Raw genomic sequence first — 25594 nt, forward strand, 5'->3', positions numbered from 1 at the left:
AAATGATAAAAATGAACTTCGGTGCTATAAAAAACAAAAAATTTCCGTTTGGGGGATACTTTAAGATCTTAGCTTGATGGCGATGTGGTGCTACCCCATGCCCATCAACTTAAGATTTTGAAATATCCCCAAGTGTAAAAAAACGTTATTTTCTAAAGTTAATGAATTTCAAAAACCTAATCTGTTTTTTCGTTATTTCTCAGTTACTTAATTTTCACAAAAAAGACTATCTTCTTGCTTGTGCACAGGGATAGTCTTCTTAATTATTAATTAGTAGGAACAGCCTTTACAAACGGTAAGAATTTATCTTCATAGATGCCTTAGCCTTTAAGACTATATAAGTTCAACGATTATTTTTGATTTTTAATAACTACTTCAGTCACGTTTAGCGATTTTCCAGGTTTAATATTATTGTGGATTTGAAATAAAGTTGCACTGTTTATAAAAAGTCGTACCGTTTTGAAAAAAGTTAAACCATTTGTAAAAAAGATGAATTAAAAAATGGTTTTAATTGTATTTTTTTGAACACTCGTGCTAAAATATAACCATGAGTATAAAAAATAAAACATACAATCACAAAGAAATGTCATTTATTGAAAAAGCCCGTAGGGCTCAAATTATGGAATGTGCAATTGAAACACTTGCTGAAGTTGGTTATGTAAAAGCCTCTTTAGGACAAATCGCTAAACGTGCAAAAATAAGTAAGGGGGTTATTTCTTATTACTTTACAAACAAAGAGGAACTTCTGGAGCAAGTTATAATCGATTATTATATAGCTTGCCAATCCTTTAGTTGTCCGCAAATTGAAGCTCAAACGACCTCAAAAGGAATGCTCCAAACGTATATTGAATCCAATCTGAAATTTATAGATGAGCATCGAAAGCATGTATTCGCTGTTATAGAAATTGTTTCAAATGAAAGAACAGATGAAGGGAAACTTCGGTTTGCAGCAGACCATGATGAAACTATTTTTCTTCCCATTGAAAATATTCTACGTTTAGGGATGCAAGAGGGAGTGTTTCGAGATTTTTCCGAAACGTCCTTAAGGGTGATGGCGTTAACAATTAGGCATGCCATAGACGGATTTAGCCTAGAACTAATGAGAAACCCCGATCTTAACGTTAAAGATTACATTAAAGAACTTATTACAATCTTTGAGCGGACAACTCAAAAGTAACATATCACCCTGATGAGGGGGAAGTTTATGATATTTTATGAGGTTATTTGTTTTTGTTGTAAAAATATATTTCGAGTATATGAAGGAACTGAAAAATATAAGCAATTCAAGAAAAATCCAAAAGGGAAATATTGCTGTGAAGAATGCAGTCATAAAATAAGACTTGAAGCAATTAAACAGTTTTTTAGATAGTGGTACTATCTACTACTTACTTTTACTAATAGGGGTCACCATACATGCCCATCAACTCAAGAGATTTTAATACCCCTCAAACACCAAAAAACGTTATCCTTTCTAAACAAGCTAAATTAGAAAGGATGACGTTTTTGTATGAATCTCTCGATTCAAGATGAACTACTACCATTTGCAGAAGAATTACAACGATATGTTACACCTGTATTCTTAGAAGAACTTGCAAGAGAAATCGGATTTATCAAACGAAAACGTAAGTTTTCTGGATCAGACTTAGCTACCATTTGTATTTGGATCAGTCAACGGGTGGCAAGTGATCCCTTAGTGCGATTATGTAGTAGACTTCATGCAGCTACTGGTACTTTACTCAGCCCTGAGGGCTTAAATAAACGTTTAAATGCGAAAGCAGTTTTGTTTTTACAACATATTTTTTCTTTACTATTACAACAAAAAATATGTGAACAAACGCAAATTTCTAACCATCTCTTTTCTTATTTTGGGCGAATCCGTATCCTAGATGCCACCGTATTTCAAGTGCCAAATGTTTTAGAGAATGTATATCCAGGCTCTGGAGGATGCGCCCAAACAGCGGGAATCAAAATTCAATTAGAATATGATCTGCACAGTGGGGAATTTCTTAACTTTCAAGTTGGACCAGGAAGAAATAATGACAAAACATTTGGTACGGAATGCTTAGATACCTTACGACCAGGGGATTTATGTATTCGTGATTTGGGTTATTTTTCATTGGAAGACTTAGATCAAATGGATCAACGAGGTACATACTATATTTCTCGTTTAAAATTGAATACGAATGTATATGTGAAAAATCCAAACCCAGACTGCTTTAAAAATGGTGCAATTAAGAAACAATCAGAATACATACAAATAGATGTGAAACAAATTTTAAATCAACTACAGCCTGGAGAAATATTTGAATTAAAATATGCTTATATCGGTGATAAACAACAGCTGTTTGCACGTGTTATTTTTAACCGATTAACAGAAAAGCAACTTCAAAAACGACAAGCAAAAATCGCAGAAAAAGAAAAATCACAAAATAGAACGTACTCAGAGAAAAGTAAAATGGTAGCGGGATTAAACGTGTATGTGACGAACATACCTTGGGAATGGGTTCCGATGGAACAGGTACATGAGTTATATACTTTACGTTGGCAAATAGAGATTGTCTTTAAAATGTGGAAATCACTCTTCAAAATAGACCATTATCGTCATGTAAAACAGGAACGGTTAGAATGCCAACTATATGGAAAGCTAATCGCTATTTTCTTATGTTCTTCTACGATGTTTAAAATGCGTCAACTGCTTTTACAAAAGAAGAAAAGAGAATTAAGCGAATATAAAGCAATAGGGATGATCCAAGATTATTTATATCTTCTGTATCAAGCTATACAGAAAAAAACCCGAGAAATAACAAAGATTCTAATCCGCCTATTCCATCTACTACAGAAAAACGGACGGAAATCTCATCGATATGAGAAGAAAACAGTTTTTGATATTATGGGTGTTATCTATGAGTATAGTAGATTTAGAAAACAAAAGAAAACTGCATAATCTTTAAAAATAATACCTATTTAGGTTTATTTGGCATGCTCATTTTTAAGAAAAAAAGTGTTTTAAGAGTTTTTTATTTTATTTGAACGAAATTTCATTTTGTTTCTGTTCTTAAGTTGATGGGCATGTGGTGCTACCCCTTGATAGACTGTAATATCACCCAAAATAGTAGAAATGGTATAAGTACCCATACACATCCATTAACAATTTAATAGACTGAGAATATAAAGTAGTATAGTACCTCAAAAAATTAAATAAACGAATTAGGAGTGTTATATCATGTCATTTGGAATTGATGTGAGTCACCATGAGGGAAATATTGATTGGAATGAAGTAAAGAATGATCCAAATCAAGTAAACTTTATGATTGCAAAAGTGACAGAAGGTTCTGAGCAAGGCACCAATTTTGTCGATCCAACCTTTCAATACAATATCAATGGTGCAAATAGTGTTGGCATCCTTACAGGAGCTTATCACTTTTTTCGGGCAATCTCTGTTAATGATGCAAGACAAGAGGCTGCTTTCTTCATTAAAAATTTACAGAGCGTAACATTAACTGCACCTGTATTTGTCGATGTAGAAGTTAATGATGCAAATTTAGATCCGGATACATTAACAGATGCTGTGAATGCATTTTTAACAGAATTGAAAAATGCAGGGTATACAAATACCGGCGTTTACAGCAATCTATATTTCTTTCAAAATAGTCTAAACGTTTCACGCTTACAAGATACTTTATTGTGGGTTGCACGTTATAATCCAAGAGGCGCAGGAATGGAATGTGATATTTGGCAATACACAGATACCGGAAGTGTACAAGGCATTAATAGCAATGTCGATTGCAATATATCCTATGTGGATTTGGATAACGGGAATAATAACAACAATGGACCTAATAGCTCCTATATAGGAATTGCTACTATCGCAGGTGATAATGTGAATTTACGAGATCAACCTTCTATGAGTGGCAATGTCATTGGAACATTGCATCGTAACGAGTCCTATAAAGTATTTTACGAACAAAATGGATGGTTAAACTTAGGTGGGAATGAATTTGTTTTTTATGATCCTAGTTATATTTGTTACTGTAACTATATAGGGATTGCTACAATTACAGGCGATAATGTAAATTTACGAGATCAACCTTCTATGAGTGGCAATGTCATTCGAACATTACATCATAACGAAGCTTATAAAGTATTTTACGAACAAAATGGATGGCTAAACTTAGGCGGAAACCAATTCATTTACTATGACCCTAGCTATATCGATTATCAATTACTTTCTGCATGTTCCGATTGTTAAATAGTGGACAACCTCTACTAGGGGCAGCTGAGATACGTGCATCTCAGCTGCCTCTCTCCTTTTTACTCTACACCTTCTTCTGCTACGATATCACTTTCTAGATTTTCTCTTGATAATTCATCTGTCATAAAAAATAGATTCTAACCTTGAAATCCAATTATTTTTCGCTCCCTCAATAAGATGTTCAATCACCCATAAAGAGTTTATTCTTCCTGGACCATTAGAATAGTTTATTAGGGGATCGCCGCATGTCCATCAAGCTATTATTTTGAGGTATCCTCATTTTTTCGTATTGAGGAACATTATGTTTCTTAAGTTGATAGCAATAGGGTAGCACCACATGCCCATCAACTTAAGAATTTTATAACACCCCCAAAACAAAAAAAATTGTATATTTTCACATGAAGATGTCAATTTTCTCGTTTTTGGGGTATTTGTATTTCTTATCTTGATAGCGATGGAGTAGTGCCACACAGCCATCAACTTAAGAATTTTATAACGCCTAAAAACAAAAAAATGAACTAAATTCCTATGGATAACTATAAAAGGATAAAATTTTCGTTTTTGGGGGACTTAGAATTCTTAACTTGATAGCGATGTGGAGGTACCCCTTTAAAGAGTTGTTGTATTTTAGACTCAATAATCATTAATCCCTCATGCCTCCTTACAGCGGGAATGATAAGGCATTTTTTATTTACCCAATTACCGAGTTCTCAAATGTTTTAAATAGTTACCCATCCCCTAATCACCGAGTATGTTTATTTCTCTAAATCACTGTCCATAATAATAAATAAAGACAAACCCTTTATCCTTAAGATACAAGCTCTTTCTCAAGAGTATCAAACTCGGTGATTAGGATAGAGTGGTATACCACTCTACCCTAATCACCGAATAAAAGAAAATTCCTCATCTACATTTCGACCTAAATACCGATGTCATCACCAACAAAAAAACAGCTATCCATCTTGATAGCTGTTTTACAAAATTAAGCTGATCTGATTTTTCACATCACGTTTTGAAAAATCTGTTCGTAACTGTAGTGAAATATCGTATTCGTTACGCTTTTTATTTTCTTTAATGGATACAGATTGAATGAGAGGTAATAAAAATCGTCTTTTATCCATATCGCTTATTTCTTGAAGCTTGACATCATCTTGAAATACTTCATTCAAAGTATGTAACCATGTTTCTTTGCTCTTCTCGACTTTTTCTTTGAGGGTGATTTGCTGTTTAAAGTCATTGATTTGTTGTGTGACTCCATCTAGCTTTCGCTGTACATCCAAGCGATAAATCGCTAAGGACTTCAAAAAACGTTTATCATCGTTATTTTTCATACGCTGTTTGAGCTCTTCTGTAATATTGTGAAGTTTGATGGTGTAGTTTTCGAAGAGACGCTGATGCTTTTGAATATTGTTATTCAATCCTTGTATCTCATACTGAATTTTTTGTTCTATCGCATGATATACATTGTGAAATCCACTTATTTTCACATCAGTAAGTGTTTGATTCACTACTTTATCATGAAGGAGGTCTGCATCTATTCTTAATTTGCAGTTAGTGCAAAAATAAATTTTCCCTCCATACTGTTTATTTGTAGAACTTATTGTCTGTTGATTCTTTGTTTTCATTAATTCCTGGCACTTTTCACAAGAAAGCAATCCTTGCAGCAAAAAACTTGTTTTGTAATGTTTAGGAACCATGTTGCCATTACGTTTTTCTGAATAAATACGCCAACATGATTCCCATGTCGTTCGTGAAATGATTGGCTTCACATAGTGGTTTGGTGCTTCAATCCAAATATCCCTTGCATTTCGCTTTCCATCTGTTTGTCGGCGCCATGATAATAAACCACAATAAAAAGGATTAAGCACAATGGCCTTTACATTCTCTTTCCCCCAATCTTTTCCGCGGCGGGAACCGTTAGGGAGTGTATTAGCAATATACTGAAACCCATGACCATTTACATATAAATTGAAGATTTCTTTTACATAGCAAAGCTCTTCGGTGTGTTCAATAAATTGCTCACTATTCTTATCATATGTGTACCCAAATGGCGGCTTACCACCAAGCCATTTCCCTTGTTTTGCTTTGTTTTCTAGACCTGATCGTGTTCTGGCGATAATGGTGTCAACTTCATATTTAGTAAAACCATCTTCCATAAGTTGCACAATCAAGTCATTATCAGTATTGTACACACTTTCGGTTGAACTAATAATGATGGGAATATCTAGTGTCTTCATGACAATACGTATCGTTTGATGCTCAAGAGGATCTCTGGCCAAACGATCACTTTTATAAACAATGACAAAATCAAATTCTTTTCTTTTTGCCCCTTCGAACATATTTTCAAGTTCTTTCCTACTTGTAATTTTATTTTTACGAGCGGAAACAGCCTTATCAAGAAAAGAATGAGTATGAATGCAATCATATTTGCGAATCACTTCCATAACGGAATTCAATTGCATATCCATATCTTGTTTATCCGTAGAATGACGGCCATAAAAAGCTGCCTTCCTATTTGGTTGTAATATATGAGAAAGCTTCATGATGTTAACACCTCTTGAGTACGTAAGAACGGGTGTTTAAAAACAATTTCGCAGTTCTTTCCATCAGTTTTAACTTGTTGTATTAAATCTTGAAAAAAGGAACCTAACTGTCGATTCTCCTTTATCTCGTCATAGGACAACGACATAGAGGATTGATAATTACTTATCTTTTCACGTAATTGCTTTACATCACTTAATTCCTGTATTACCTGTTCTTTTTGTTTTTTATATTTTGCCAGCTCATCATACAGCGCCATAATTTCGATTTCTTTCTGTTCCTTATAAGGTGCATCAGTTTCGTGATACCACGTATCTACTTTTGTAATTAACTTTTCATTCATAAGCTGGATTTTCTCTTCAATGGTTTGTATTTTCTGTTTTACTTGCTTCTTAGCATTCTGTTCATATCGATCAAATAATTCATGGAAATGAGAAGTAAGTAGGCTATGAAAATATTCTTTGCAGCGTTCAAAGACTAATGGTTCGATTGTACTCTTAAAAACGTAAACTGAAGAATGGTTTAAACATTTATATTTTAAATTTCCTTTTCTTCTAGCCTTTATTTTTTGTAATGATTCATTACATTTCGAACAAATTAGTAAGTCTTGCAATGGAAATAACACTTGTTCGAATACATAATCTTGATGAGTCTTTTGGGGAGATAAAACGGTGACAATACTACATGCTTTTTCCCATGTATTCCTATCAATAATGGAAAGTTTTTCATATTTACTAGTAACATCTTCACCGAAAATATTCATAGTACGCAATCCAATATATGTCGGATTTAATGCAATTTTTCTTATATCAGCCGAAGTCCAAGACTTACCGTTTTCCTTCAAGCCTAATACACTACAAAGTTCTTTCAAGGATTCATATTTTCCCGATACAAGTTCTTGATAAATCCTTTTAACAATTTGTACTTGTTCATCAACCAATTCAATTTCTTTCGTTTCTTTATTCCATTTGAAACCATACGGAAGACGTCCTGGGTTTTTACCACTTTGGAAATTTGACTTTAATGTTTGCTTTAAACGTTCAATAATTTGTTCGCCTTCACGTTGAGCCATACCCGCCATAATTAATTCAAGATATTCACCAATTGGTGTGTAGTACACTGGCGGCTCATTCGGTGCAGTGAAAATAACATTTATTTTCTTGTTTCTTAATATTTGATAAATTTCATAATACTCCATCACATTTCGAGCTAGTCGATCTCGTTTAAATAAGAATAAGGTTCCGACATAGTTATTGTTGATATCTTGTAGTAATTTTTGTAGGGCTGGACGCTTTTTAAAACTGACTTTTCGGGCTGATACCGCTTCATCGATATATTCTTCATCGATAATCAATGCCCTATCAATGGAGCAAGTAAGAACTGAATTTTGTTGCATCCCGATTGAGTTTTCCTGAGAATCAATTGAACTTCTATAATATGCAACGGTTTTCAATTCAGGACCTCCTCTCATGATGTTCTATTTACACTGTATGTATCAAAAATAGCGGCTAGTCCTTATTAATTGCTTTAACTAATTCTTTTTCAACAATCTTTATATACGCTTCAAACCATTTTTGAGCTGATTCTGGATCATGAACATAACTTATTGATGTAATTTTAATTTTCTTTTGCTTATTCATTTTATCTATTCCTTTCAATAAATCCGTGGAGGTTAGTCTTATGATAAATGAAATTGGTAAACACATTCGTACACTACGTACTCAAAAAGGCATTGGACTAAACACCTTTGCAAAAGAGCTTGGTGTATCACCAGCTTATTTAAGTAATCTTGAAACAGGAAAGACAGATACTATTCAACTTTCATTACTACAAAAGCTACAGGATGAACTTCATCTCATTACAATAGATGATTTTTCAGTAATACAAGATGAAACAAAATATAGAATTGCTCGGGCAAGCACTCTCTTACATAGCTTGATGCAACAGAATGAAGCATTCGGATACTACTTATTAGAAACCTTAGAAAAAGGTATTTATCTATCTCAGGTATCACCTACCTCCGATAACAATGATCAGGATTATTATTTACAAAACTAAAAAGACTATTCACAATAAAAAACAATTGTTTATTATTGTGAATAATTTAAAACAAAAAAGAAGAGCATACCTCTTAAGGAAAGAGGATGCTCTTTTTATTTTTCATCTTCTTGACAGCTGACTGCTGCCTCAACTATAGACTTTAAAATTGGATTTTTCTTTTCCCATTCTTGCTGGAACCATTCTTTTTGTTCTTCTTTTTTCATTGTTGCAAGTGGTGAATGAATAATGACTTTTGTATTACCAAATTGAAATTCTTTCATCATATCCCCCCCCTTGCACTATATGTATGCAAGACAAGAAAAAAGACGAACTATCATTTTCATAGGACAAGTTAGCTATACATATTCATAACAATAATAATAGACAACCTGGTAGGTGAAACTAATGTACCGTCCACAAGAACTTGATGTATTCATCTATTTACGTAAAAGTCGAAAAGATCTTGAAGAAGAAAAAAAGGCGAGGGAACAGGGACAACATTATGATACACTTGAACGTCATCGTACTCAGTTATTAGAACTCGCTCACAAAGAGCATCATAATATCATTGATATTTTAGAAGAAGTTGTTTCTGGTGAATATATATCTGAAAGACCTTTGATGCAAAGACTTCTTCGCGAAGTAGAATCAGGTATCGCTGATGCAGTTTTAGTAATGGATTTAGATCGTCTTGGTCGTGGGGATATGGTAGATCAAGGGACCATTTATCGTGTGTTTCGCTACTCAGAAACATTCATTATTACACCAACAGAAATTATTGATCCAAATGATGAAAATCAGGAATTAACCTTCAGTATCAAATCTTTAATTGCTCGAGAAGAATTAAAAACAATCGTCAAACGTATGCAACGTGGTAGAAGAGCGTCTGCAAAAGAAGGAAAATCCATCTCGCGTGTTCCACCTTACGGGTACTTACGAGATAATAATTTAAAACTGTATCCTGATCCTGAAAAGAATTGGGTGATACCAAAAATTTTTGAATTGATGGCGAATGGAATGGGAAGACAAGCAATTGCACAAGAATTAGATAGACTAGGAATTTCCCCACCTGAAGGCGAGTATTGGAATCCTTCAACTATCTCATCCATTATAAAAAACGAAGTATATCTTGGTCATATTATTTGGGGAAAAATACGTTATATTAAACAAAACGGGAAATACATTCGTAAAAAAGTACCAAAGGAAAGATGGCAACGACACAATCTTGCTCATCTCCCTCTTGTATCAGAAGAGCTATTCCAAAAGGCTAATATAGCTCATAGTAAACGCTGGAGACCCCCAACAATAAAAACAAAAAACCTCTCCAATCCATTAGCAGGAATCTTATTATGTGAACTATGCGGACATTCCATGCTTTATCAGCCACGAAAAGATCGGCCTAATCCCCAAGTTCGTTGCGTTCAACCATCCTGTAAAGGAATTCAAAAAGGAGCATCCTTAACACTTGTTGAACAGCGTATACTTGATGGATTAAAACAAATTATTGAAAGCTTTGAGATACAAGAAAACATGGTACAAAAAAAGAAATCGAGCAATAATATTCATTTACAACAGAAAGCTCTAGAAAAGAAAGAACAACAAATAAATGATCTGCAAAAACAAAAAAGTAATCTCCATGATTTTTTAGAAAAAGGTGTATATGATGTTGACACATTCTTAGAAAGGCAAAAATCTATTACTGTACGATTGAAGGCTACCCAAGAGGCAATTGAAGGGCTTAAACATGAAATTAAAAAGATATTAGAAAAAGAAAAACATATACATGAATTTGTTCCGAGAATCAAAAATGTTTTAGAGGCTTATTATGCAACGAATGATATAGAGAAGAAAAATCATCTTCTCAAATCGGTGCTTGAGAAAGTGACTTATTTACGGAAAAAAGAGTGGAAAAGAAAAGATGAGTTTATAGTGGAATTATATACTAAAATATAATTCTTAAAATCAACAATATACGATGACTTCTATCCAAAATACTCATCAAAGGGGTACCGCCATATCGCTATCAAGCTAACAAATAAAAAATCCCCAAAACGAAAAAGCTAACTTCTTATCTGAAAACAGATAAGAAGTTAGCTTTTTTGGATACTGGTTATGTAAACTTTAAAAAAGGAGGTAATCAGTATGGAAAAGCAAAACCTATTCAAGTGGAAACATTATCAGCCCGAACTAATCTTATTAACAGTAAGATGGTACCTGCGGTACAATTTGAGCTTTCATGACCTAGTGGAAATGATGGAGAAAAGAGGATTATCCATTACTCACACAACCATTATGCGCTAGGTTCATCAATATGGACCTCAATTAGAAGAGAAAGTACGACATCATCTTACATCAACAAATGACTCGTGGAGATTTGATGAAACTTATGTTAAAGTAAAAGGGCAATGGACGTATTTATATCGTGCCGTTGATTCAGAAGGAAATACCATTGATTTTTATCTAAGTAAATCAAGAAATAAACAAGCAGCCAAGTACTTTTTCAAGAAAGCCTTGGCTTTTTCGTACGTCTCTAAACCTCGCGTGGTAACAGTAGATAAGAATCCCGCTTATCCTGTAGCAATTCGAGCGTTGAAAGAAGAAAAGCATATACCTGAAGACATAGTGCTAAGGCAAGTTAGATATCTCAATAACATAGTGGAACAAGATCATCGTTTTATTAAGAAACGTGTTCGTTCTATGTTAGGGTTCAAGTCTTTTGGCACAGCTACATCCATTCTTGCAGGAGTGGAAGCTATGCATATGATTAAAAAAGAACAGATTGATTTACGGAATCAGTCTGTTCAAAACCATAGAGAATTCATCCATCGATTGTTTGGACTTACAGCATAAAATAGAATTCCGCTAGAAATATATGAACTATATTCTCTTTTATTTTATCTTTGCACCAGAACCCTTTTTTCATTATAATTACATAGTAAAATTTTGTTCTGCAAGTACACTCATACTGAACTTCCTTTTAAAAAAAATGTTTTTAAACAATCAAAAACATCTGCTTTATTCCTTAATATATAATACCTAAACTTCTCATCCTCAATGTTTTTATACACGGAAAAAAGGGTAGATGATGAACGATTATACTGGTTTACTTCCCCATACCCAAACATATTACATACCTTCATCAATTCTTGCACAAACTTCACACACCGAGCATTATCTGATGTTAAGTTATCTCCATCTGAAAAATGAAATGGATAAATATTATAGCGTTCCGGTGAATACTTGCCATCTATAAGCTCAAGTGCTTTTCTATAAACAGAGGAACAGATTGTTCCACCACTTTCTCCTTTTGAGAAAAACTCCTCTTCTGTCACGACCTTCGCTTCTGTGTGATGCGCAATAAACTCTATATCTACCGTTTCGTACTTTGTACGTAAGAATCTTGTCATCCAAAAGAAGAAACTACGCGCCATATACTTCTCCCAAATTCCCATAGATCCGCTCGTATCCATCATTGCTAATACAACAGCTTTGGAATCTGGCTTCAACACTTCATTCCATGTTCGGAACTTCAAATCTTCTTGACGAATTGGATGAAAAGCTGGCTTTCCATTCATAGCATTTCGTTTGTAAGCTGAGATCATCGTCCGTTTTTTATCAATATTTCCCCACAATCCTGTTTTTCTAATGTCATTAAATTCAATATGTTCAATACGATTTTCATCCATTTCTTTCCGCTTTAAATTAGGCAGCTCCAACTCTTTAAAAAATGCTTGCTCTAATTCTAAAATTGATACTTCTGCTTCATAATAATCTTCTCCAGCTGCATCCCCTGCACCTTGCCCTTTTCCTGGTCCTTTTTGCTTTTGACCACCTGACCCATCTCTTGCAACCACATCGCCAACTTTACTATCACCAGTTCCTTGCCCAACATGTTTATTCTTATCGTAGTTATATCTAATTTTATATTCATCTAAAGACCGAATTGGTATCTTTACAACGTCCCTACCATTAGACATCACGATATTTTCTTCTGTCACAAGGTCTGGTAAGTTATTCTTAATTGCCTCTTGCACCTTTTCTTGATGGCGTTGTTGATCGTCATGTCCTTTGCGATGGAGGGACCAGTTTTCCTGTGAAATTGTATAATTTGGTTGATTTTCTTCGCCCATCTTTTTCCCTCCTTACTGTGATTTTCCTTATTTTCTCTAATAAACAGTAATATACAAATTTGAGGTTATGATGTAGCAACAAGAGTAGTTAAAAAGTATCTGTTCATTAGAACTTACTTTTTCCATAATCATAAGACACCCATAGCTTTTTTACGTATTGCTCCGAACTTCCTTAACAAAAACTTTGGCATTCATTTTAAATTGAAATTTCTTTAGCTGATAAGAAAGAAACACAATTCATTGTTGCACACTTTTCCACTCTGCAACATATTGTATTGTGTTGGCTTTTTCTGTATGAATGGTTGGTTACTCTATCATATGCGTATTGTAAAAATAATTGACAATAAATTCATGAAATTGCACCCTAATTTATTATGTTTGGACAAGTCTCCAGGAAACATTCACTATATAAATACATATTGAAAAACCAATACAGCACCTACTTTTTAGGTGGAAGAGAGCATCCGGCCAAGCCTAGTAGTGGTCAGTTCCTTTTTTGGCCCCCTTCCTTGTGAAAACAACAGGAAGAAATGAGTGGAGATTTTTTCATAACCACAATTTAGATGTTTGAAAATCGAAATGGATTTATATAGTAAAGTTCCATTACTTCAATCAGATAGATACAAAAACGCTGCCTCTGCTTTCATTAGAGACAGCGTTTTATTATCAAGCTATCGATTCAACAAGCTACCTACATAGCGAAGTAATTCATTTGCTGATGAAGAATTATAGCCATGTTCATCGATTAAGCGTGCTACAACATCATTAATTTTCTTCAGCTGATTTTCATCTGGTGTTTTTGTAGATGTTGTAATTTTCACAATATCTTTCAAATCAGCAAATAATTTTTTCTGGATTGCTTCGCGAAGGCGTTCATGTGAGTTATAATCAAAACGTTTTCCTTTACGAGCATAAGCTGAAATGCGTATTAAAATTTCTTCTCGGAACGCTTTCTTTGCATTTTCTGAAATACCAATTTGCTCTTCAATAGAACGCATCAGCTTTTCATCTGGACTCATTTCTTCACCTGTTAATGGATCACGTAATTTTGATTTATTGCAATATGCCTCAACGTTATCCAAGTAATTATCCATAAGCGTCTTAGCTGATTCTTCATACGAATACACGAATGCTTTTTGTACTTCTTTCTTGGCAATTTCATCGTACTCTTTCCGTGCTAATGAAATGAAATTCATATAGCGCTCCCGATCTTCATTACTAATAGATGGATGTTGATCTAACCCATCTTTTAATGAACGTAACACATCAAGCGCATTAATCGATGGTACTTCTTTTCTAATAATAGTAGAAGAAATACGGTTAATGACATAACGCGGATCAATACCACTCATACCTTCATCCTGATATTCACGCTGCAATTCCTCTACATCAATTGCATTGTAACCTTCTACCATTTCTCCGTCATACAAACGCATCTTTTTAATTAAATCAATATCCGGACGCTTCGGATCCTTCAAGCGTGTTAAAATCGTGAACATTGCTGCGACGCGAAGTGTGTGCGGCGCAATGTGTACATTGGCAACATCGCTTTCATGAATCATCTTTTCATAAATATGTTCTTCTTCACTCACTCGTAAATTATATGGAACCGGCATTACAATAATCCTTGAATGTAACGCCTCATTCTTCTTGTTAGAAATAAAGGAGCGATACTCTGTTTCATTCGTGTGGGCTACAATTAATTCATCTGCTGAAATAAGTGCAAATCTCCCCGCTTTGAAATTCCCCTCTTGTGTAAGAGATAATAGATGCCATAAAAATTTCTCATCACATTTTAACATCTCCTGAAATTCCATCATACCACGGTTTGCTTTATTTAACTCTCCATCAAAACGGTATGCACGTGGATCTGACTCTGAACCATATTCTGCAATTGTAGAAAAATCAATACTCCCTGTTAAATCTGCAATATCCTGTGATTTTGGATCTGAAGGACTAAATGTACCAATTCCTGTCCGGCGATCTTCCGAGAAGAAAATACGTTCTACAATTACATCTTCAATTCTTCCACCATATTCTTTTTCTAAACGCATCACATTTAATGGTGACAAATTCCCTTCAATTCTTACCCTATATTCATCGTAAAAGTCATCACGTAAATGATGTGGTATTAAATGAAGAGGATCTTCATGCATCGGGCAACCTTTTATCGCAAAAATAGCTCCTCGATCTGTACGCGAGTATGTCTCTAATCCCCGTTTTAACATAGTGACTAACGTGGATTTCCCACCACTAACTGGTCCCATTAATAATAAAATCCGTTTTCTAACATCTAAACGTTTCGCAGACGGATGAAAATATTCTTCCACAAGACGCTCTAATGCTTCTTCTAATCCAAATAGCTGATTGCTAAAAAAATTATATTTTTTTCTACCCTCTACTTCTTCAATGCCAGCATCTTTAATCATATTGTAAATGCGAGAGTGTGCAGTTTGAGCCACCCATGGTCGTTCTTTAACAAGCTCCAAATATTCCGCAAACGTACCTTCCCATTGTAAACGTTCTTCTGCTTCTCGATGCTGTTCAATTTTCTTTAGAATATCCATTATAGCTCCTCCCCCATCTCCTTGTTCAATCGGATTATTATAAAAGGTATGCGAGGATGTCCTTAAACATTCTTTAAATCAAAATGAAATCTTCTACAAACATTATAAATTTCACCCCAAAGTTAAAAGAAAATTCGGTATAATAAAAATACTAGGGAACTTGTTCTCCATTCTTACAGGATATATCTTCTTTACTTCCATAGAATCTACATAAACTTCAGATCAAAATTATTTTAAATAAAATATGAAGAAGGAGGTCTCACATGAAATTATTATTAATTTTAGGTGTCTCACTTACATTTCTTACTGCAATTTTCACTTCAGGATATAATGATAAGCCAGGTACAAACAAAAAGTGATGGGCCTAAGCCCATCACTTTTTGTCTGCTATTACATTTAAATTTTAATATACAATCTCTAAATCTAAACCTGGATAATTTTGTTGGCGGAATGCCTCATAAATTAAAATCGCTGCTGTATTGGATAAATTTAAAGAACGTACTTTGTCAGTCATTGGAATACGTAAACAATGATCGAAGTTTTCTTCAATTACGTTTGCTGGCAATCCGTTTGTTTCTCTTCCAAATACAAAATAATAATCTTTCTCTACCTTACTATAATCAAACGCTGTATGTGCTTTTTCACCATACTTTGTTAAATAGAAGAATTCACCGTCTTTATTTTTTTCATAAAACTCTTCAATCGAATCATAATACGTAATTTTTACGTGCTGCCAGTAGTCAAGACCGGCACGTTTTAACATTTTATCATCCGTTGAAAATCCAAGTGGCCGAATTAAATGTAATTCTGTTCCAGTGGCTGCACAAGTACGTGCAATGTTCCCTGTATTTGCTGGAATTTCTGGTTGATATAAAACAACATGTACTCCCACGTTATATTCACCTCAATCTTTTGTCTACTACGTATTATACCACTTGAGTGAAAAATCTCTACCCATTAATAATATGAAAAAATTTATATTTCATTTGTGGTGTATATTTACTGGAATCTTCATAATTCCAATAACGCCTGCGGCTATTAGCAGAATGGGCATTTACAAGCGGCATGCCGTCCGCATCTTTGGCTACAACTATTGTTGTATGATTCCATCTACCATCATCTTCAAAATCATAAACAATTACATCACCAAGTAGCAGGTCTTCCGGATTTTCTACCGCTTTAGCACGAAGTCCTGTTGTAGCCCCTGATAAATACCAATAAAATGAATGAGCAACTGCCCAGCTCCAGCTCCACTGATTCTCCCTTTGCCACCATCCTTTACGAATGTTAGGATACCCAGTCATTGGTGTTTCACCAATATGCAGACACTGTGAAATAAAATTCGTACAATTATCAGGAAAATTACGATACGCAGGGTTTCGATCATCCCACCAACGCTCCGCATATTTGACAGCTTCTAAGCGATTATATTGATACGAATCATACTTTCCTTTCGTTATCTCACGCTCTAACGTTTCCCCTTGGACCTTTTCTTCTTTCACTGCAATATCTTTATCTTCTACAATACGCCCATCTTTCAGATAAACACGCCGTTCTAATTGTTCTTCTTCCATGTAGAATAATTCATGATGATGAACTAAATATTTCAAATGAACTTGATAATCTACTTCTTGATATTGCTTACTATTCAATTGTCTTATAAAACATACGTCCGCTGTTGCCTTTACAATTTCAGCATCACGTTTTTGAAACAAACTTCTTTTTCGCTGTAATACTTGTAGTAAATCAGCAGGAATCTTATCGACGCTTACACGTTTATTTGTAATATACGCTAAAAATTGTTGCATCTGTTGTTCAAGCTGTTTCTTTACCAACACAGGCCTCTCCCTCCCATATTACACAATATGAAAAAAAGAGGTATTATCTACTGTTTTTTCTCAGCTAACATTTCAAGACCGCGATTCATTTCATGAAGAACTTCTTCATCCTTTTCACGCTCCATCGCCTTTTCAATCGCTTCTCCTACACCTTCACCACCGATTTTTCCTAGAGCCCATGCTGCTGTCCCACGAATTACGGGTCTTGGATCATCTTTCATAACACCAATTAAATCAGGAGTTGCTGTGGTTTCCTTGAAATGAGCAAGGGCTAAAATTGCATTTCGTTGCAATGGTTTTTTCCCGCGCCATGATCCAGACATAATGCCATATTTTTCTTTGAAATCCCGATTACTTATCGTTAATAATGGAGTTAATAATGGTTTAACAAGCTCTGGATCTGGCTCCATTTCTGGATGGTTATGAAAGTCCTTCCCTCTGTTCTTTGGACAAACTGTTTGACACGTATCACAGCCGTAAATACGATTTCCAATTTTATCTCGATATTCTTCTGGGAGAAACCCTTTTGTTTGCGTTAAAAAAGCAATACATTTTTTTGAATCTAATTGTCCTCCCTGTACAAGTGCACCAGTTGGACAAATATCAATACACTTTGTACAACTTCCGCACTGATCTTCTATTGGTTGATCCGGCGGAAATGGTACGTTCGTAATCATTTCACCTAAATACACATAGGAGCCAAATTCTGGCGTAATAATAGAACAGTTTTTACCGCTCCATCCAATACCAGCACGCTCCGAAACAGCGCGATCGCTCAACTCTCCCGTATCCACCATTGATCTCACTTCTATATCAGGAAGCTTCTCAATTAAATACGCCTCTAATTTTTGCAGGCGATCCCGCAAAACAAGATGATAATCTTGTCCCCAAGAAGCACGGCAAAAAATACCACGTCTTTCTCCTCGTTTACTTAACGGTGCATTTTTCAACTTTGATGGATACGCTAATGCAATTGCAATAATGGATTTTGCTCCTGGCAATAGTAACTGTGGATTCGTTCTTTTTTCAATATCAGGTTTTTCAAATCCAGACTGATAATTTAATTGTTGCTGCTGAATTAAACGCTGTTTTAATTCTTCAAATGGTGAGGCACTCGCAAAGCCTATTTTATCTATTCCAATTGTTTTACTATACGCTATAACATCTTGCTTTAATTGCTCAAAATTCATGCTTTGCCTCCTTCTACGATGAATACATATCCTCATCAAACAAGTAATCACCTACTGATGGTTAGCAATCCACTTCGTAATCATAGTCCTTAATTCTATTTTCGCATAAAATCTTCATTTCCAAACATTAAAAAACGCAATGCCTCGTTTATCTTAGAAACGAAACACTGCGTTGATCACAATTTATTATGATAATATGAAATAATATCTGGAGCGGGTGAAGAGAATCGAACTCTCGACCAGAGCTTGGAAGGCTCTTGTTTTACCACTAAACTACACCCGCAAATATGAAAAAACATAAGATATTGAAATAACTTATGTAAAATAGTATAGCATGTAATAAAAGTCCAAGCAAGAATTTTATCGAAAAAAGTCGAAAAGTGATGAATAATCATCACTTTTTCAATTCTTTATCGATTGCCTTTTTCATACTATCATAATCAGGATTTGAAAGATTCCCATTTACATATACTGAAGGAGCACCTTGTACTTTTAATTTTTGTGCACGATCGGAATCCTTACGTACTTTGTCTTGGGTTTCTTTGCTATGTAAATCTTTTTTAAACTGTTCTATATTAACTTTCGGAAGTTTTTCCTTCACTATATTAAGAAGCAGTTCTTCTGTAATCCATTCTTCAGTATCTTTCTTCTGAATTTGATAAATTTCATCATAGAATGTCCAGAAAGATTCTGGGTCTTGTTTATAAATCGCTTCACCAGCCGCTGCACCTAAATTAGAATCTTTTCCAATAAACGGAAAATTAATGAAATAAAACTGGACTTTCCCTTTATTAATATACTCCTCTTTTAAACGAGGTAATACAGTCGTATCCCAAGTTCGACAAGCTGGACATTTAAAATCCCCAAATTCAACAACCTTAACGGGTGCATCTTCCTTACCTAAAGATTGCTGCGTGGAATAAGCAAACATTTCATTCCCTTTATCTTTTTTGTCATTTATGATACTGTACGCAACTGTTCCAATTACAATTAACACTGCAATAGAAAAAACAATACCAAGAGCCATGATTTTATTTGATGATTTCATATACATTCCTCTTTAAATTCATATTCTGTATACATTGTTGTACACATTACACATGATATCAATACTTTTATACATCATGCAATGAACACGCTCACATAATTTCCAAAAACACAACAAATGTGTCAATATTGTGTCTCTTCTTTGGCAGTCTTATTCAAAAAAAAGTGAAGTTCCCCTATGGAACTTCACTTTTAACTTACCACTTTTTCACGAGCTACTTTTTGCAATGAATGCTGAGTTGGAATGTCATGACGAATTACTAATTTTTCACTAATTGCTTGCACATATTCATCATGACTAATATATCCTTCTCGTTCCATTAATTTCAAAACGACATTTCGTCTTTCTACTGCTTTGTCATAATTTTGAGCAGGAGAATAATAAGCAGGAGCTTTCACAACAGCAGCCATCATTGCACTCTCACTTAATGTTAATTGATTTACTGTTTTGCCAAAGTATAGCTTGGATGCTTTTTCAATCCCCCATGCACCTTCTCCGTAATAAATATTGCTTACATATAATTTCAAAATCTCATCTTTAGTAAATGTTCGCTCAATTTTTTTTGTATAAAAAACTTCTTTCCATTTACGAGAAAATGTACGTTCATTAGATAAAAAAGCATTTTTGGAAAGCTGCTGTGTAATTGTACTTCCACCTTGTACAACACCACCAGCTTTTATATTTTCAATAGAAGCTCGAACAATTGCTATATAGTCTAAGCCATTATGGTGATAAAACCTTTTATCTTCTGTCGCAATAAATGCGTGAGCCAGAGATTCTGGCACCTCTAATTTAGCAGGTACATGTAGCTTACTAATATCACTTCTTTCAATCATTACATTTCCGACAAATAATAATGTACAACTCAGTAGTAATAATAAAATAATAGCTTTATAAAGAAACTTTGTAATTGGATTGAATGAAACTTTTTGATGATAGTTGACTCTAGACAGTACTCGTTCTTTCATTATGCACACCTCTTTTCCTTACACCATATATAATCCTTACATTAAGAATACCGTTTTTTAAAACAATCTCCAATTGATTTCTCTTACACCTACCTTACAATGTTGTAAGTTATAAAATACATATTCTAGCAGAAAAAATGGTAAGATTCTATATACATCGAAATAAAAAAAACAACATACCCCCCTTCTTTTTAGATGGGAGAGAGGATCCGGCCATGTATAGAAGCGGTCAGTGCCTTTTTTGGCCCCATGCCACGTGAAAACAAAGGGAGCAAATGAGTGGAGATCCTCTTTTGTTTTCATAGCCGCGACTTATATGTCGGAAAATCAAAATGGATATATATATTCAGATGAATTGCTTTAAAATCACATATCCATCCTTCTTCTATTATATCACCTGGCATATTTTTAGTTTTAGTTGGTTCCCTCCTAACATTTTTTCTACAGTATTTCTAAAAAATTAATATAACAGTCCAATTGGAACAATATAGATATAATACCAAACGAACGTTCTTATAATCAATATGTATTTACTATGTATATTTTTTATCTTATTACTTTACCTAATTTCACCGATTAAACATCATACTAGACATTTTTACTTACACAATATAAGCAAAAAAGGACGATTGATTTGATGATATCTCAAATCACTTGCCCTTTTGAAATTAATAATAGATGAAATAATCTATAATCTCCCTATCAAATCATAAGGATCTACTTTCCATGTTTCATATGGAATGAAATTCTTTGCTTTTATGGCATCAAGTGTTCTCGACTTCATATGTGGGCGTGTTATATATTTTATGTAAGCAGAAACAGCAACAATATGCCTTGGTGTTGTATATTCCATTTTATAGCCCCCAAAGAACATTAGTATAATTCCAAATACAATATATATTAATATTCATTAATTATTGTAAGAATCCTTTTCTTTTAGGCTATAAACAATCTAAAAAAGAGACCTTTTGTTCTAAATAACAAAAGGTCTCTTTTTTAGATATTATTCACCCAAATCAACATTGTGATAAACTTGTTGAACATCTTCTAAATCTTCTAATGCATCAATCATTTTTTCAAATTGTACTTGTGCATCTTCTGGAAGTGTTAAATCATTTTGTGCAAGCATTGTTAGCTCAGCAACTGTAAATTCAGTAATACCAGCATCCTTAAGCGCTGCTTGTACCGAATGGAACTGATCAGGTTCAGCATAAACGATAACTGCTTCCTCTTCTTCTAGAATATCACGCGCGTCTACATCTGCTTCCATTAAAATTTCAAGCACTTCATCTGCTGTTTTTCCTTCAAGCCCAATAACAGCAGTTGCATCAAACATATATGCTACGGATCCATTTACGCCCATATTACCACTATTTTTACTAAACGCAGCTCGTACATCCGCTGCAGTACGATTCACGTTATTTGTAAGTGTATCTACAATTACCATAGATCCATTTGGTCCGAATCCTTCATAACGAAGCTCGTCGTAATTTTCTTCAGAACCACCTTTTGCTTTTTCAATCGCACGATCAATGATTGTTCTTGGTACATTGTATGTTTTTGCACGTTCTAATACGACTCTCAACGTTTGATTTGATTCTGGATCTGGCTCACCTTGTTTTGCAGCCACATAAATCTCACGTCCAAATTTCGCATATATACGGCTTGTATTTGCATCTTTTGATGCTTTTTTGTCTTTAATATTATTCCATTTACGGCCCATACTGTTCCACTCTCTTTCACGTTTAAATCTACATAAAAATATTAATATGAAATACAATGTTTATTCAACACTTTTTCAAAATAAATACAAAAAGTTCATTATTGATTCGCATTACTGACATAATATAAATCAATATAATTTCGTTCATTCACCAAATTATATTATACCTTAAATTCATAATTCATTACGAATTTAACACTCAAATAACATGATTTTACAGTGTAAATACAAAAAGCCTCCTAAAATGGAAGCCTACTTTTACAACCCATTATTTTGGTTCTGAAAGGTCTCCAGATTTCGTTAATGATCTAGCAATTCCATCTCCAAATTTATTTAATACAAAGTGTGTTTCCTCATAATGCGCATGATTTGGTTCATCGAACTCTCGGACTCACTGCCGATTAAAATGCACGGTTTTAATGCGTGGTGCGAACGGTGAGAATTGCTCGTAGTGTTAACTTTTGTTCAGCTAGTACCGATAACGGAATGACTGATATTATAAGAGTTTTTCTTTGTGTTTATAGCAATACGTAAATAAGACCGCCTCTTTTACAAGAACGGTCGTACAAAAAACATTTGCTGGAGGTTGCTACGAATAGCTTAAGATATCTTCTTTAGTTATTGTGGACAAGAATTTTTACGTTTATTCGCAAAAACAGCAGGCAACTGATTAAGTCCCCCGCTACGTTCTTGCACGACACGGAAGAGAGAGCGCCCCGTTTTGAAAGAGTGAAGCCGAAGGAAAGTCGGCTTGCAGATAGTATACGCAATACAAAAAAAGATTATTCAAAGAGGAGGAATTAGAATAATCTTTTTATCCTCCTTCCTTATTCTGAAATTAACGTCCGGTCCACATATCCTGTACAATTCCGTTTTGGAATAATTCATATGGAAAATAACAATACCCTTCATCTCCCCATTCTGTCCCCCAGCTGTTTCGAATAATCACAACTTTTTTATCATCATCATACCCAACAGCACATACAGCATGTCCTGCTGGTTGTCCATCTTCTATAATTACATCATCAGTTCCTGAGATAGGTACGATTCCAGTTTTTCTTACCTCATCAGAATGATAAAAGGCATTTGTAACTAGAAAACCAAGAACTACTGGAAGTCCATGCGCCAGTGCAGATTTTAATCGTGGTAAATCTTGCACACGACTATATTGCCCAATCCGATAAAGTAATACATCATTTTCCGATTTCGAGGATGGTGTATCACGAAAATGCTCTATTTGGTAAGGGTAATCTTTCTCAGGACAGACTCCCAGCTTTTCAAGTACACTCATCCCATCTCGCAAAATAGCTCCATTATCATTTTGAATGTCTCCCTCTATTTTTCGTTCATGATAATACAGATATAAGCGCGATAATAGAACAAATGGGCGTCCCGATTGTTTTAAGAGATACTCACGTAATCCGGATACAATAGCGTTTGCTGTACAAGAACCAAGTTGACCTTGATCTACAACATCTGACATTCGCTCTCGAAGATCCACTTGAGTTGGAAGATCCTCCTCATTACTAAAAAGATAACTTTGAAACATTCTATCTCGTAAATCGATAGGGTCTTTCCTCACATTTAGGTATTTAACAATATCATTATTACTAGTAAGGCTAAGAATTGATTCTTTTGAATTCATATTTAAACATTCGTCCTTTCCTTATAGACAAAGTCATTCAATATATATCCTTAACATATACATTGGAAAATATGTATTCTATAACAGAGAGTCTTGGTTATACTTTGACTTCCTCGTATAAAAAAAAACGAGTAAAGCCAACGAGAATGGTGGTCACTTCCGATAATTAAACGCGGGGCTCCGTAGGATTTTCTACTTCATTACGCATATATAAAATGACGTTTTCTTTACTATGTTCCTCTGTGACGTTATACAACTTTAAATTTATACTGTCGATACCTTGCTCATGTAAATGGTTTAGGCAGATACTTCCTTACGATAAAGCCCAATCGTATGAGGGCTTAAATTACGTAACTCACAATTCTTCGTAAAAATACTTAGCGCATCCTCAAACATTTCTACGTACGACTTTTTACTTTTGTGAACAACAGATAATTCGCGATCATTTAACACGTTCCTTCGTCTTACCACAACTACACCTCCACACTCAACGTAAACGATTTGCTCGCACGCTTCGAGTTAATATAGTCATCTAAGAATTCAACGTCTATAAACGCAAAAAAAAGCACTCCTTACCGAAGTAAGAAGCGCTTAATATGTACGATATAATCAATCCGAAGACAAATAAAAAAGACGATTACTCGTCTTTTTGATACCGATGGTCGGGGTCGAACCGACACTCCCGAAGGAACACGATTTTGAGTCGTGCGCGTCTGCCAATTCCGCCACATCGGCATAATAAGAAAGGCGGCAACCGGATTTGAACCGGTGGTAAAGGTTTTGCAGACCTCTGCCTTACCACTTGGCTATGCCGCCATATTAAATTACTTTGGAGCGGAAGACGGGATTCGAACCCGCGACCCCAACCTTGGCAAGGTTGTATTCTACCACTGAACTACTTCCGCAAAAATGGCTGGGCTAGCTGGATTCGAACCAGCGCATGACGGAGTCAAAGTCCGTTGCCTTACCGCTTGGCTATAGCCCACCGAAGTTTTAATTCATTATATGCAAGTATTAACTACTTTATTTACAAATGTTAAAAATAAAAATGGGGCGACTGATGGGAATCGAACCCACGAATGCCGGAGCCACAATCCGGTGCGTTAACCACTTCGCCACAACCGCCATGTTGTGTTTTGGCAGGGGTAGTAGGAATTGAACCCACACTGGAGGTTTTGGAGACCTCTGTTCTACCTTTAAACTATACCCCTATATAAAATGTAAATGGTGGAGGGGGGCAGATTCGAACTGCCGAACCCGAAGGAGCGGATTTACAGTCCGCCGCGTTTAGCCACTTCGCTACCCCTCCGAAACTTACATGGTGCCGGCTAGAGGACTTGAACCCCCAACCTACTGATTACAAGTCAGTTGCTCTACCAATTGAGCTAAGCCGGCATATTTAGTTAAAATGGTGGCTCGGGACGGAATCGAACCGCCGACACGAGGATTTTCAGTCCTCTGCTCTACCGACTGAGCTACCGAGCCATAAATAAATGGCGGTCCCGACCGGGGTCGAACCGGCGATCTCCTGCGTGACAGGCAGGCATGTTAACCACTACACCACGGGACCATTTGGTTGCGGGGACAGGATTTGAACCTGCGACCTTCGGGTTATGAGCCCGACGAGCTACCGAACTGCTCCACCCCGCGAC

21 protein-coding genes, 12 tRNA genes and 1 pseudogene are annotated in these 25594 nt (G+C 35.1%); 7 read left to right on the forward strand and 27 right to left on the reverse strand.

Features of this window, described 5'->3' with window-relative positions; translation table 11 throughout:
• Nucleotides 1-547 precede the first annotated feature (547 nt).
• From C564_RS0113110 to C564_RS0113125, 4 genes are all read left to right on the forward strand, one after another.
• Entirely contained in the window at nt 548-1177 is a 630-nt protein-coding gene (locus tag C564_RS0113110) for a TetR/AcrR family transcriptional regulator (protein ID WP_026008556.1), read from the forward strand.
• Between the two features lie 27 nt (nt 1178-1204).
• The gene (locus C564_RS34715; protein WP_003203292.1) at nt 1205-1369 is read left to right on the forward strand and encodes a DUF2197 domain-containing protein; all 165 of its coding nucleotides are present in this window, start codon (nt 1205-1207) and stop codon (nt 1367-1369) included.
• Nucleotides 1370-1507: 138 nt separating this feature from the next.
• Nucleotides 1508-2944 carry an IS4 family transposase gene (locus C564_RS0113120; RefSeq protein ID WP_018765628.1) on the forward strand — a complete coding sequence of 479 codons (1437 nt, stop codon included), beginning with the start codon at nt 1508-1510 and terminating at the stop codon, nt 2942-2944.
• A 279-nt stretch (nt 2945-3223) separates the two neighbouring features.
• Nucleotides 3224-4249, forward strand: a complete 1026-nt coding sequence (locus tag C564_RS0113125) for a GH25 family lysozyme (protein WP_018765629.1) — start codon at nt 3224-3226, stop codon at nt 4247-4249.
• 977 nt (nt 4250-5226) lie between these two features.
• Here the strand turns inward: C564_RS0113125 and C564_RS0113135 are convergent.
• From C564_RS0113135 to C564_RS38050, 3 genes are read right to left on the reverse strand one after another with little or no spacing between them, the layout of a single operon-like run.
• Nucleotides 5227-6795: a recombinase family protein gene (locus C564_RS0113135; RefSeq protein WP_018765631.1), complete on the reverse strand. Its 1569-nt coding sequence runs from the start codon at nt 6793-6795 to the stop codon at nt 5227-5229.
• The gene (locus C564_RS0113140; protein WP_018765632.1) at nt 6792-8246 is read right to left on the reverse strand and encodes a recombinase family protein; all 1455 of its coding nucleotides are present in this window, start codon (nt 8244-8246) and stop codon (nt 6792-6794) included. The genes C564_RS0113135 and C564_RS0113140 overlap by 4 nt, the downstream gene beginning before the upstream one ends.
• Before the next feature lie 55 nt (nt 8247-8301).
• Nucleotides 8302-8433: a hypothetical protein gene (locus tag C564_RS38050; RefSeq protein ID WP_018765633.1), complete on the reverse strand. Its 132-nt coding sequence runs from the start codon at nt 8431-8433 to the stop codon at nt 8302-8304.
• A 40-nt stretch (nt 8434-8473) separates the two neighbouring features.
• Here C564_RS38050 and C564_RS0113150 point away from each other — a divergent pair, with 40 nt between their 5' ends.
• Complete coding sequence (locus C564_RS0113150) at nt 8474-8851, forward strand: helix-turn-helix domain-containing protein (RefSeq protein WP_018765634.1); 378 nt, start codon at nt 8474-8476, stop codon at nt 8849-8851.
• Between the two features lie 95 nt (nt 8852-8946).
• Here the strand turns inward: C564_RS0113150 and C564_RS36765 are convergent, their stop codons facing one another.
• The gene (locus C564_RS36765; protein ID WP_018765635.1) at nt 8947-9114 is read right to left on the reverse strand and encodes a hypothetical protein; all 168 of its coding nucleotides are present in this window, start codon (nt 9112-9114) and stop codon (nt 8947-8949) included.
• A gap of 124 nt (nt 9115-9238) precedes the next feature.
• On the opposite strand from C564_RS36765, the gene C564_RS0113160 reads away from it, so the two are divergent.
• On the forward strand, nt 9239-10786 hold the full coding sequence (locus C564_RS0113160) for a recombinase family protein (protein ID WP_018765636.1): 1548 nt from the start codon (nt 9239-9241) through the stop codon (nt 10784-10786).
• A gap of 189 nt (nt 10787-10975) precedes the next feature.
• A pseudogene (locus C564_RS34720) lies at nt 10976-11683 on the forward strand (IS6 family transposase).
• A gap of 110 nt (nt 11684-11793) precedes the next feature.
• On the opposite strand, the gene yhbH reads toward C564_RS34720, so the two are convergent.
• From yhbH to C564_RS0113290, 23 genes are all read right to left on the reverse strand, one after another.
• On the reverse strand, nt 11794-12963 hold the full coding sequence (yhbH, locus tag C564_RS0113170; RefSeq protein WP_018765639.1) for a sporulation protein YhbH: 1170 nt from the start codon (nt 12961-12963) through the stop codon (nt 11794-11796).
• Between the two features lie 671 nt (nt 12964-13634).
• Nucleotides 13635-15530: a PrkA family serine protein kinase gene (locus C564_RS0113175; RefSeq protein ID WP_003195068.1), complete on the reverse strand. Its 1896-nt coding sequence runs from the start codon at nt 15528-15530 to the stop codon at nt 13635-13637.
• Nucleotides 15531-15933: 403 nt separating this feature from the next.
• Nucleotides 15934-16422, reverse strand: coding sequence for a tRNA (uridine(34)/cytosine(34)/5-carboxymethylaminomethyluridine(34)-2'-O)-methyltransferase TrmL (gene trmL, locus C564_RS0113185; RefSeq protein WP_003195070.1), 489 nt, complete (start codon nt 16420-16422; stop codon nt 15934-15936).
• Nucleotides 16423-16480: 58 nt separating this feature from the next.
• On the reverse strand, nt 16481-17338 hold the full coding sequence (locus tag C564_RS0113190) for an amidase domain-containing protein (RefSeq protein WP_442852604.1): 858 nt from the start codon (nt 17336-17338) through the stop codon (nt 16481-16483).
• A gap of 77 nt (nt 17339-17415) precedes the next feature.
• The gene (queG, locus tag C564_RS0113195) at nt 17416-18558 is read right to left on the reverse strand and encodes a tRNA epoxyqueuosine(34) reductase QueG (RefSeq protein ID WP_018765641.1); all 1143 of its coding nucleotides are present in this window, start codon (nt 18556-18558) and stop codon (nt 17416-17418) included.
• Nucleotides 18559-18767: 209 nt separating this feature from the next.
• Nucleotides 18768-18841: transfer RNA gene (locus C564_RS0113200), tRNA-Gly, on the reverse strand.
• Nucleotides 18842-18952: 111 nt separating this feature from the next.
• Nucleotides 18953-19606 (reverse strand): DsbA family protein, encoded by a 654-nt coding sequence (locus tag C564_RS0113205; protein ID WP_018765642.1) that lies wholly within the window; start codon nt 19604-19606, stop codon nt 18953-18955.
• Nucleotides 19607-19797: 191 nt separating this feature from the next.
• Nucleotides 19798-20574 carry a transglycosylase domain-containing protein gene (locus C564_RS0113210; protein WP_003195077.1) on the reverse strand — a complete coding sequence of 259 codons (777 nt, stop codon included), beginning with the start codon at nt 20572-20574 and terminating at the stop codon, nt 19798-19800.
• Between the two features lie 688 nt (nt 20575-21262).
• Entirely contained in the window at nt 21263-21427 is a 165-nt protein-coding gene (locus C564_RS0113220) for a hypothetical protein (protein ID WP_018765644.1), read from the reverse strand.
• 150 nt (nt 21428-21577) lie between these two features.
• On the reverse strand, nt 21578-22297 hold the full coding sequence (locus C564_RS0113225) for a YebC/PmpR family DNA-binding transcriptional regulator (protein ID WP_003205196.1): 720 nt from the start codon (nt 22295-22297) through the stop codon (nt 21578-21580).
• An 838-nt stretch (nt 22298-23135) separates the two neighbouring features.
• On the reverse strand, nt 23136-23942 hold the full coding sequence (locus C564_RS0113230) for a C1 family peptidase (protein WP_026008557.1): 807 nt from the start codon (nt 23940-23942) through the stop codon (nt 23136-23138).
• Nucleotides 23943-24239: 297 nt separating this feature from the next.
• Entirely contained in the window at nt 24240-24413 is a 174-nt protein-coding gene (locus C564_RS36170; RefSeq protein WP_018765646.1) for a hypothetical protein, read from the reverse strand.
• A gap of 182 nt (nt 24414-24595) precedes the next feature.
• A tRNA-Leu gene (locus C564_RS0113240) sits at nt 24596-24677 on the reverse strand.
• Between the two features lie 10 nt (nt 24678-24687).
• Nucleotides 24688-24758: transfer RNA gene (locus C564_RS0113245), tRNA-Cys, on the reverse strand.
• A 14-nt stretch (nt 24759-24772) separates the two neighbouring features.
• A tRNA-Gly gene (locus tag C564_RS0113250) sits at nt 24773-24847 on the reverse strand.
• Between the two features lie 5 nt (nt 24848-24852).
• Nucleotides 24853-24927 (reverse strand) — tRNA-Gln (locus tag C564_RS0113255).
• A gap of 64 nt (nt 24928-24991) precedes the next feature.
• Nucleotides 24992-25067 (reverse strand) — tRNA-His (locus C564_RS0113260).
• Nucleotides 25068-25079: 12 nt separating this feature from the next.
• Nucleotides 25080-25153: transfer RNA gene (locus C564_RS0113265), tRNA-Trp, on the reverse strand.
• 14 nt (nt 25154-25167) lie between these two features.
• A tRNA-Tyr gene (locus tag C564_RS0113270) sits at nt 25168-25251 on the reverse strand.
• Between the two features lie 10 nt (nt 25252-25261).
• Nucleotides 25262-25337, reverse strand: a tRNA-Thr gene (locus C564_RS0113275).
• A gap of 14 nt (nt 25338-25351) precedes the next feature.
• A tRNA-Phe gene (locus tag C564_RS0113280) sits at nt 25352-25427 on the reverse strand.
• 9 nt (nt 25428-25436) lie between these two features.
• Nucleotides 25437-25512 (reverse strand) — tRNA-Asp (locus tag C564_RS0113285).
• Nucleotides 25513-25515: 3 nt separating this feature from the next.
• Nucleotides 25516-25592, reverse strand: a tRNA-Met gene (locus C564_RS0113290).
• Nucleotides 25593-25594 lie beyond the last annotated feature (2 nt).

The organism is Bacillus sp. 105MF (assembly GCF_000374885.1).
Taxonomy (GTDB): domain Bacteria; phylum Bacillota; class Bacilli; order Bacillales; family Bacillaceae_G; genus Bacillus_A; species Bacillus_A pseudomycoides.

Bases quoted from the DNA above. Each gene is read 5' to 3' on its own strand.
- C564_RS0113220 (WP_018765644.1), bottom strand. From the start codon at position 21,427: ATGGAATATACAACACCAAGGCATATTGTTGCTGTTTCTGCTTACATA.
- C564_RS0113190 (WP_442852604.1), bottom strand. From the start codon at position 17,338: ATGCAACAATTTTTAGCGTATATTACAAATAAACGTGTAAGCGTCGAT.
- C564_RS0113205 (WP_018765642.1), bottom strand. From the start codon at position 19,606: ATGAAATCATCAAATAAAATCATGGCTCTTGGTATTGTTTTTTCTATT.
- yhbH (WP_018765639.1), bottom strand. From the start codon at position 12,963: ATGGGCGAAGAAAATCAACCAAATTATACAATTTCACAGGAAAACTGG.
- C564_RS34715 (WP_003203292.1), top strand. From the start codon at position 1,205: ATGATATTTTATGAGGTTATTTGTTTTTGTTGTAAAAATATATTTCGA.
- C564_RS0113150 (WP_018765634.1), top strand. From the start codon at position 8,474: ATGATAAATGAAATTGGTAAACACATTCGTACACTACGTACTCAAAAA.
- C564_RS36765 (WP_018765635.1), bottom strand. From the start codon at position 9,114: ATGAAAGAATTTCAATTTGGTAATACAAAAGTCATTATTCATTCACCA.
- C564_RS0113160 (WP_018765636.1), top strand. From the start codon at position 9,239: ATGTACCGTCCACAAGAACTTGATGTATTCATCTATTTACGTAAAAGT.
- queG (WP_018765641.1), bottom strand. From the start codon at position 18,558: ATGAATTTTGAGCAATTAAAGCAAGATGTTATAGCGTATAGTAAAACA.
- C564_RS0113225 (WP_003205196.1), bottom strand. From the start codon at position 22,297: ATGGGCCGTAAATGGAATAATATTAAAGACAAAAAAGCATCAAAAGAT.
- C564_RS0113210 (WP_003195077.1), bottom strand. From the start codon at position 20,574: ATGAAAGAACGAGTACTGTCTAGAGTCAACTATCATCAAAAAGTTTCA.
- C564_RS0113125 (WP_018765629.1), top strand. From the start codon at position 3,224: ATGTCATTTGGAATTGATGTGAGTCACCATGAGGGAAATATTGATTGG.
- C564_RS0113230 (WP_026008557.1), bottom strand. From the start codon at position 23,942: ATGAATTCAAAAGAATCAATTCTTAGCCTTACTAGTAATAATGATATT.
- C564_RS0113110 (WP_026008556.1), top strand. From the start codon at position 548: ATGAGTATAAAAAATAAAACATACAATCACAAAGAAATGTCATTTATT.
- C564_RS0113135 (WP_018765631.1), bottom strand. From the start codon at position 6,795: ATGAAGCTTTCTCATATATTACAACCAAATAGGAAGGCAGCTTTTTAT.
- C564_RS38050 (WP_018765633.1), bottom strand. From the start codon at position 8,433: ATGAATAAGCAAAAGAAAATTAAAATTACATCAATAAGTTATGTTCAT.
- C564_RS0113175 (WP_003195068.1), bottom strand. From the start codon at position 15,530: ATGGATATTCTAAAGAAAATTGAACAGCATCGAGAAGCAGAAGAACGT.
- C564_RS0113120 (WP_018765628.1), top strand. From the start codon at position 1,508: ATGAATCTCTCGATTCAAGATGAACTACTACCATTTGCAGAAGAATTA.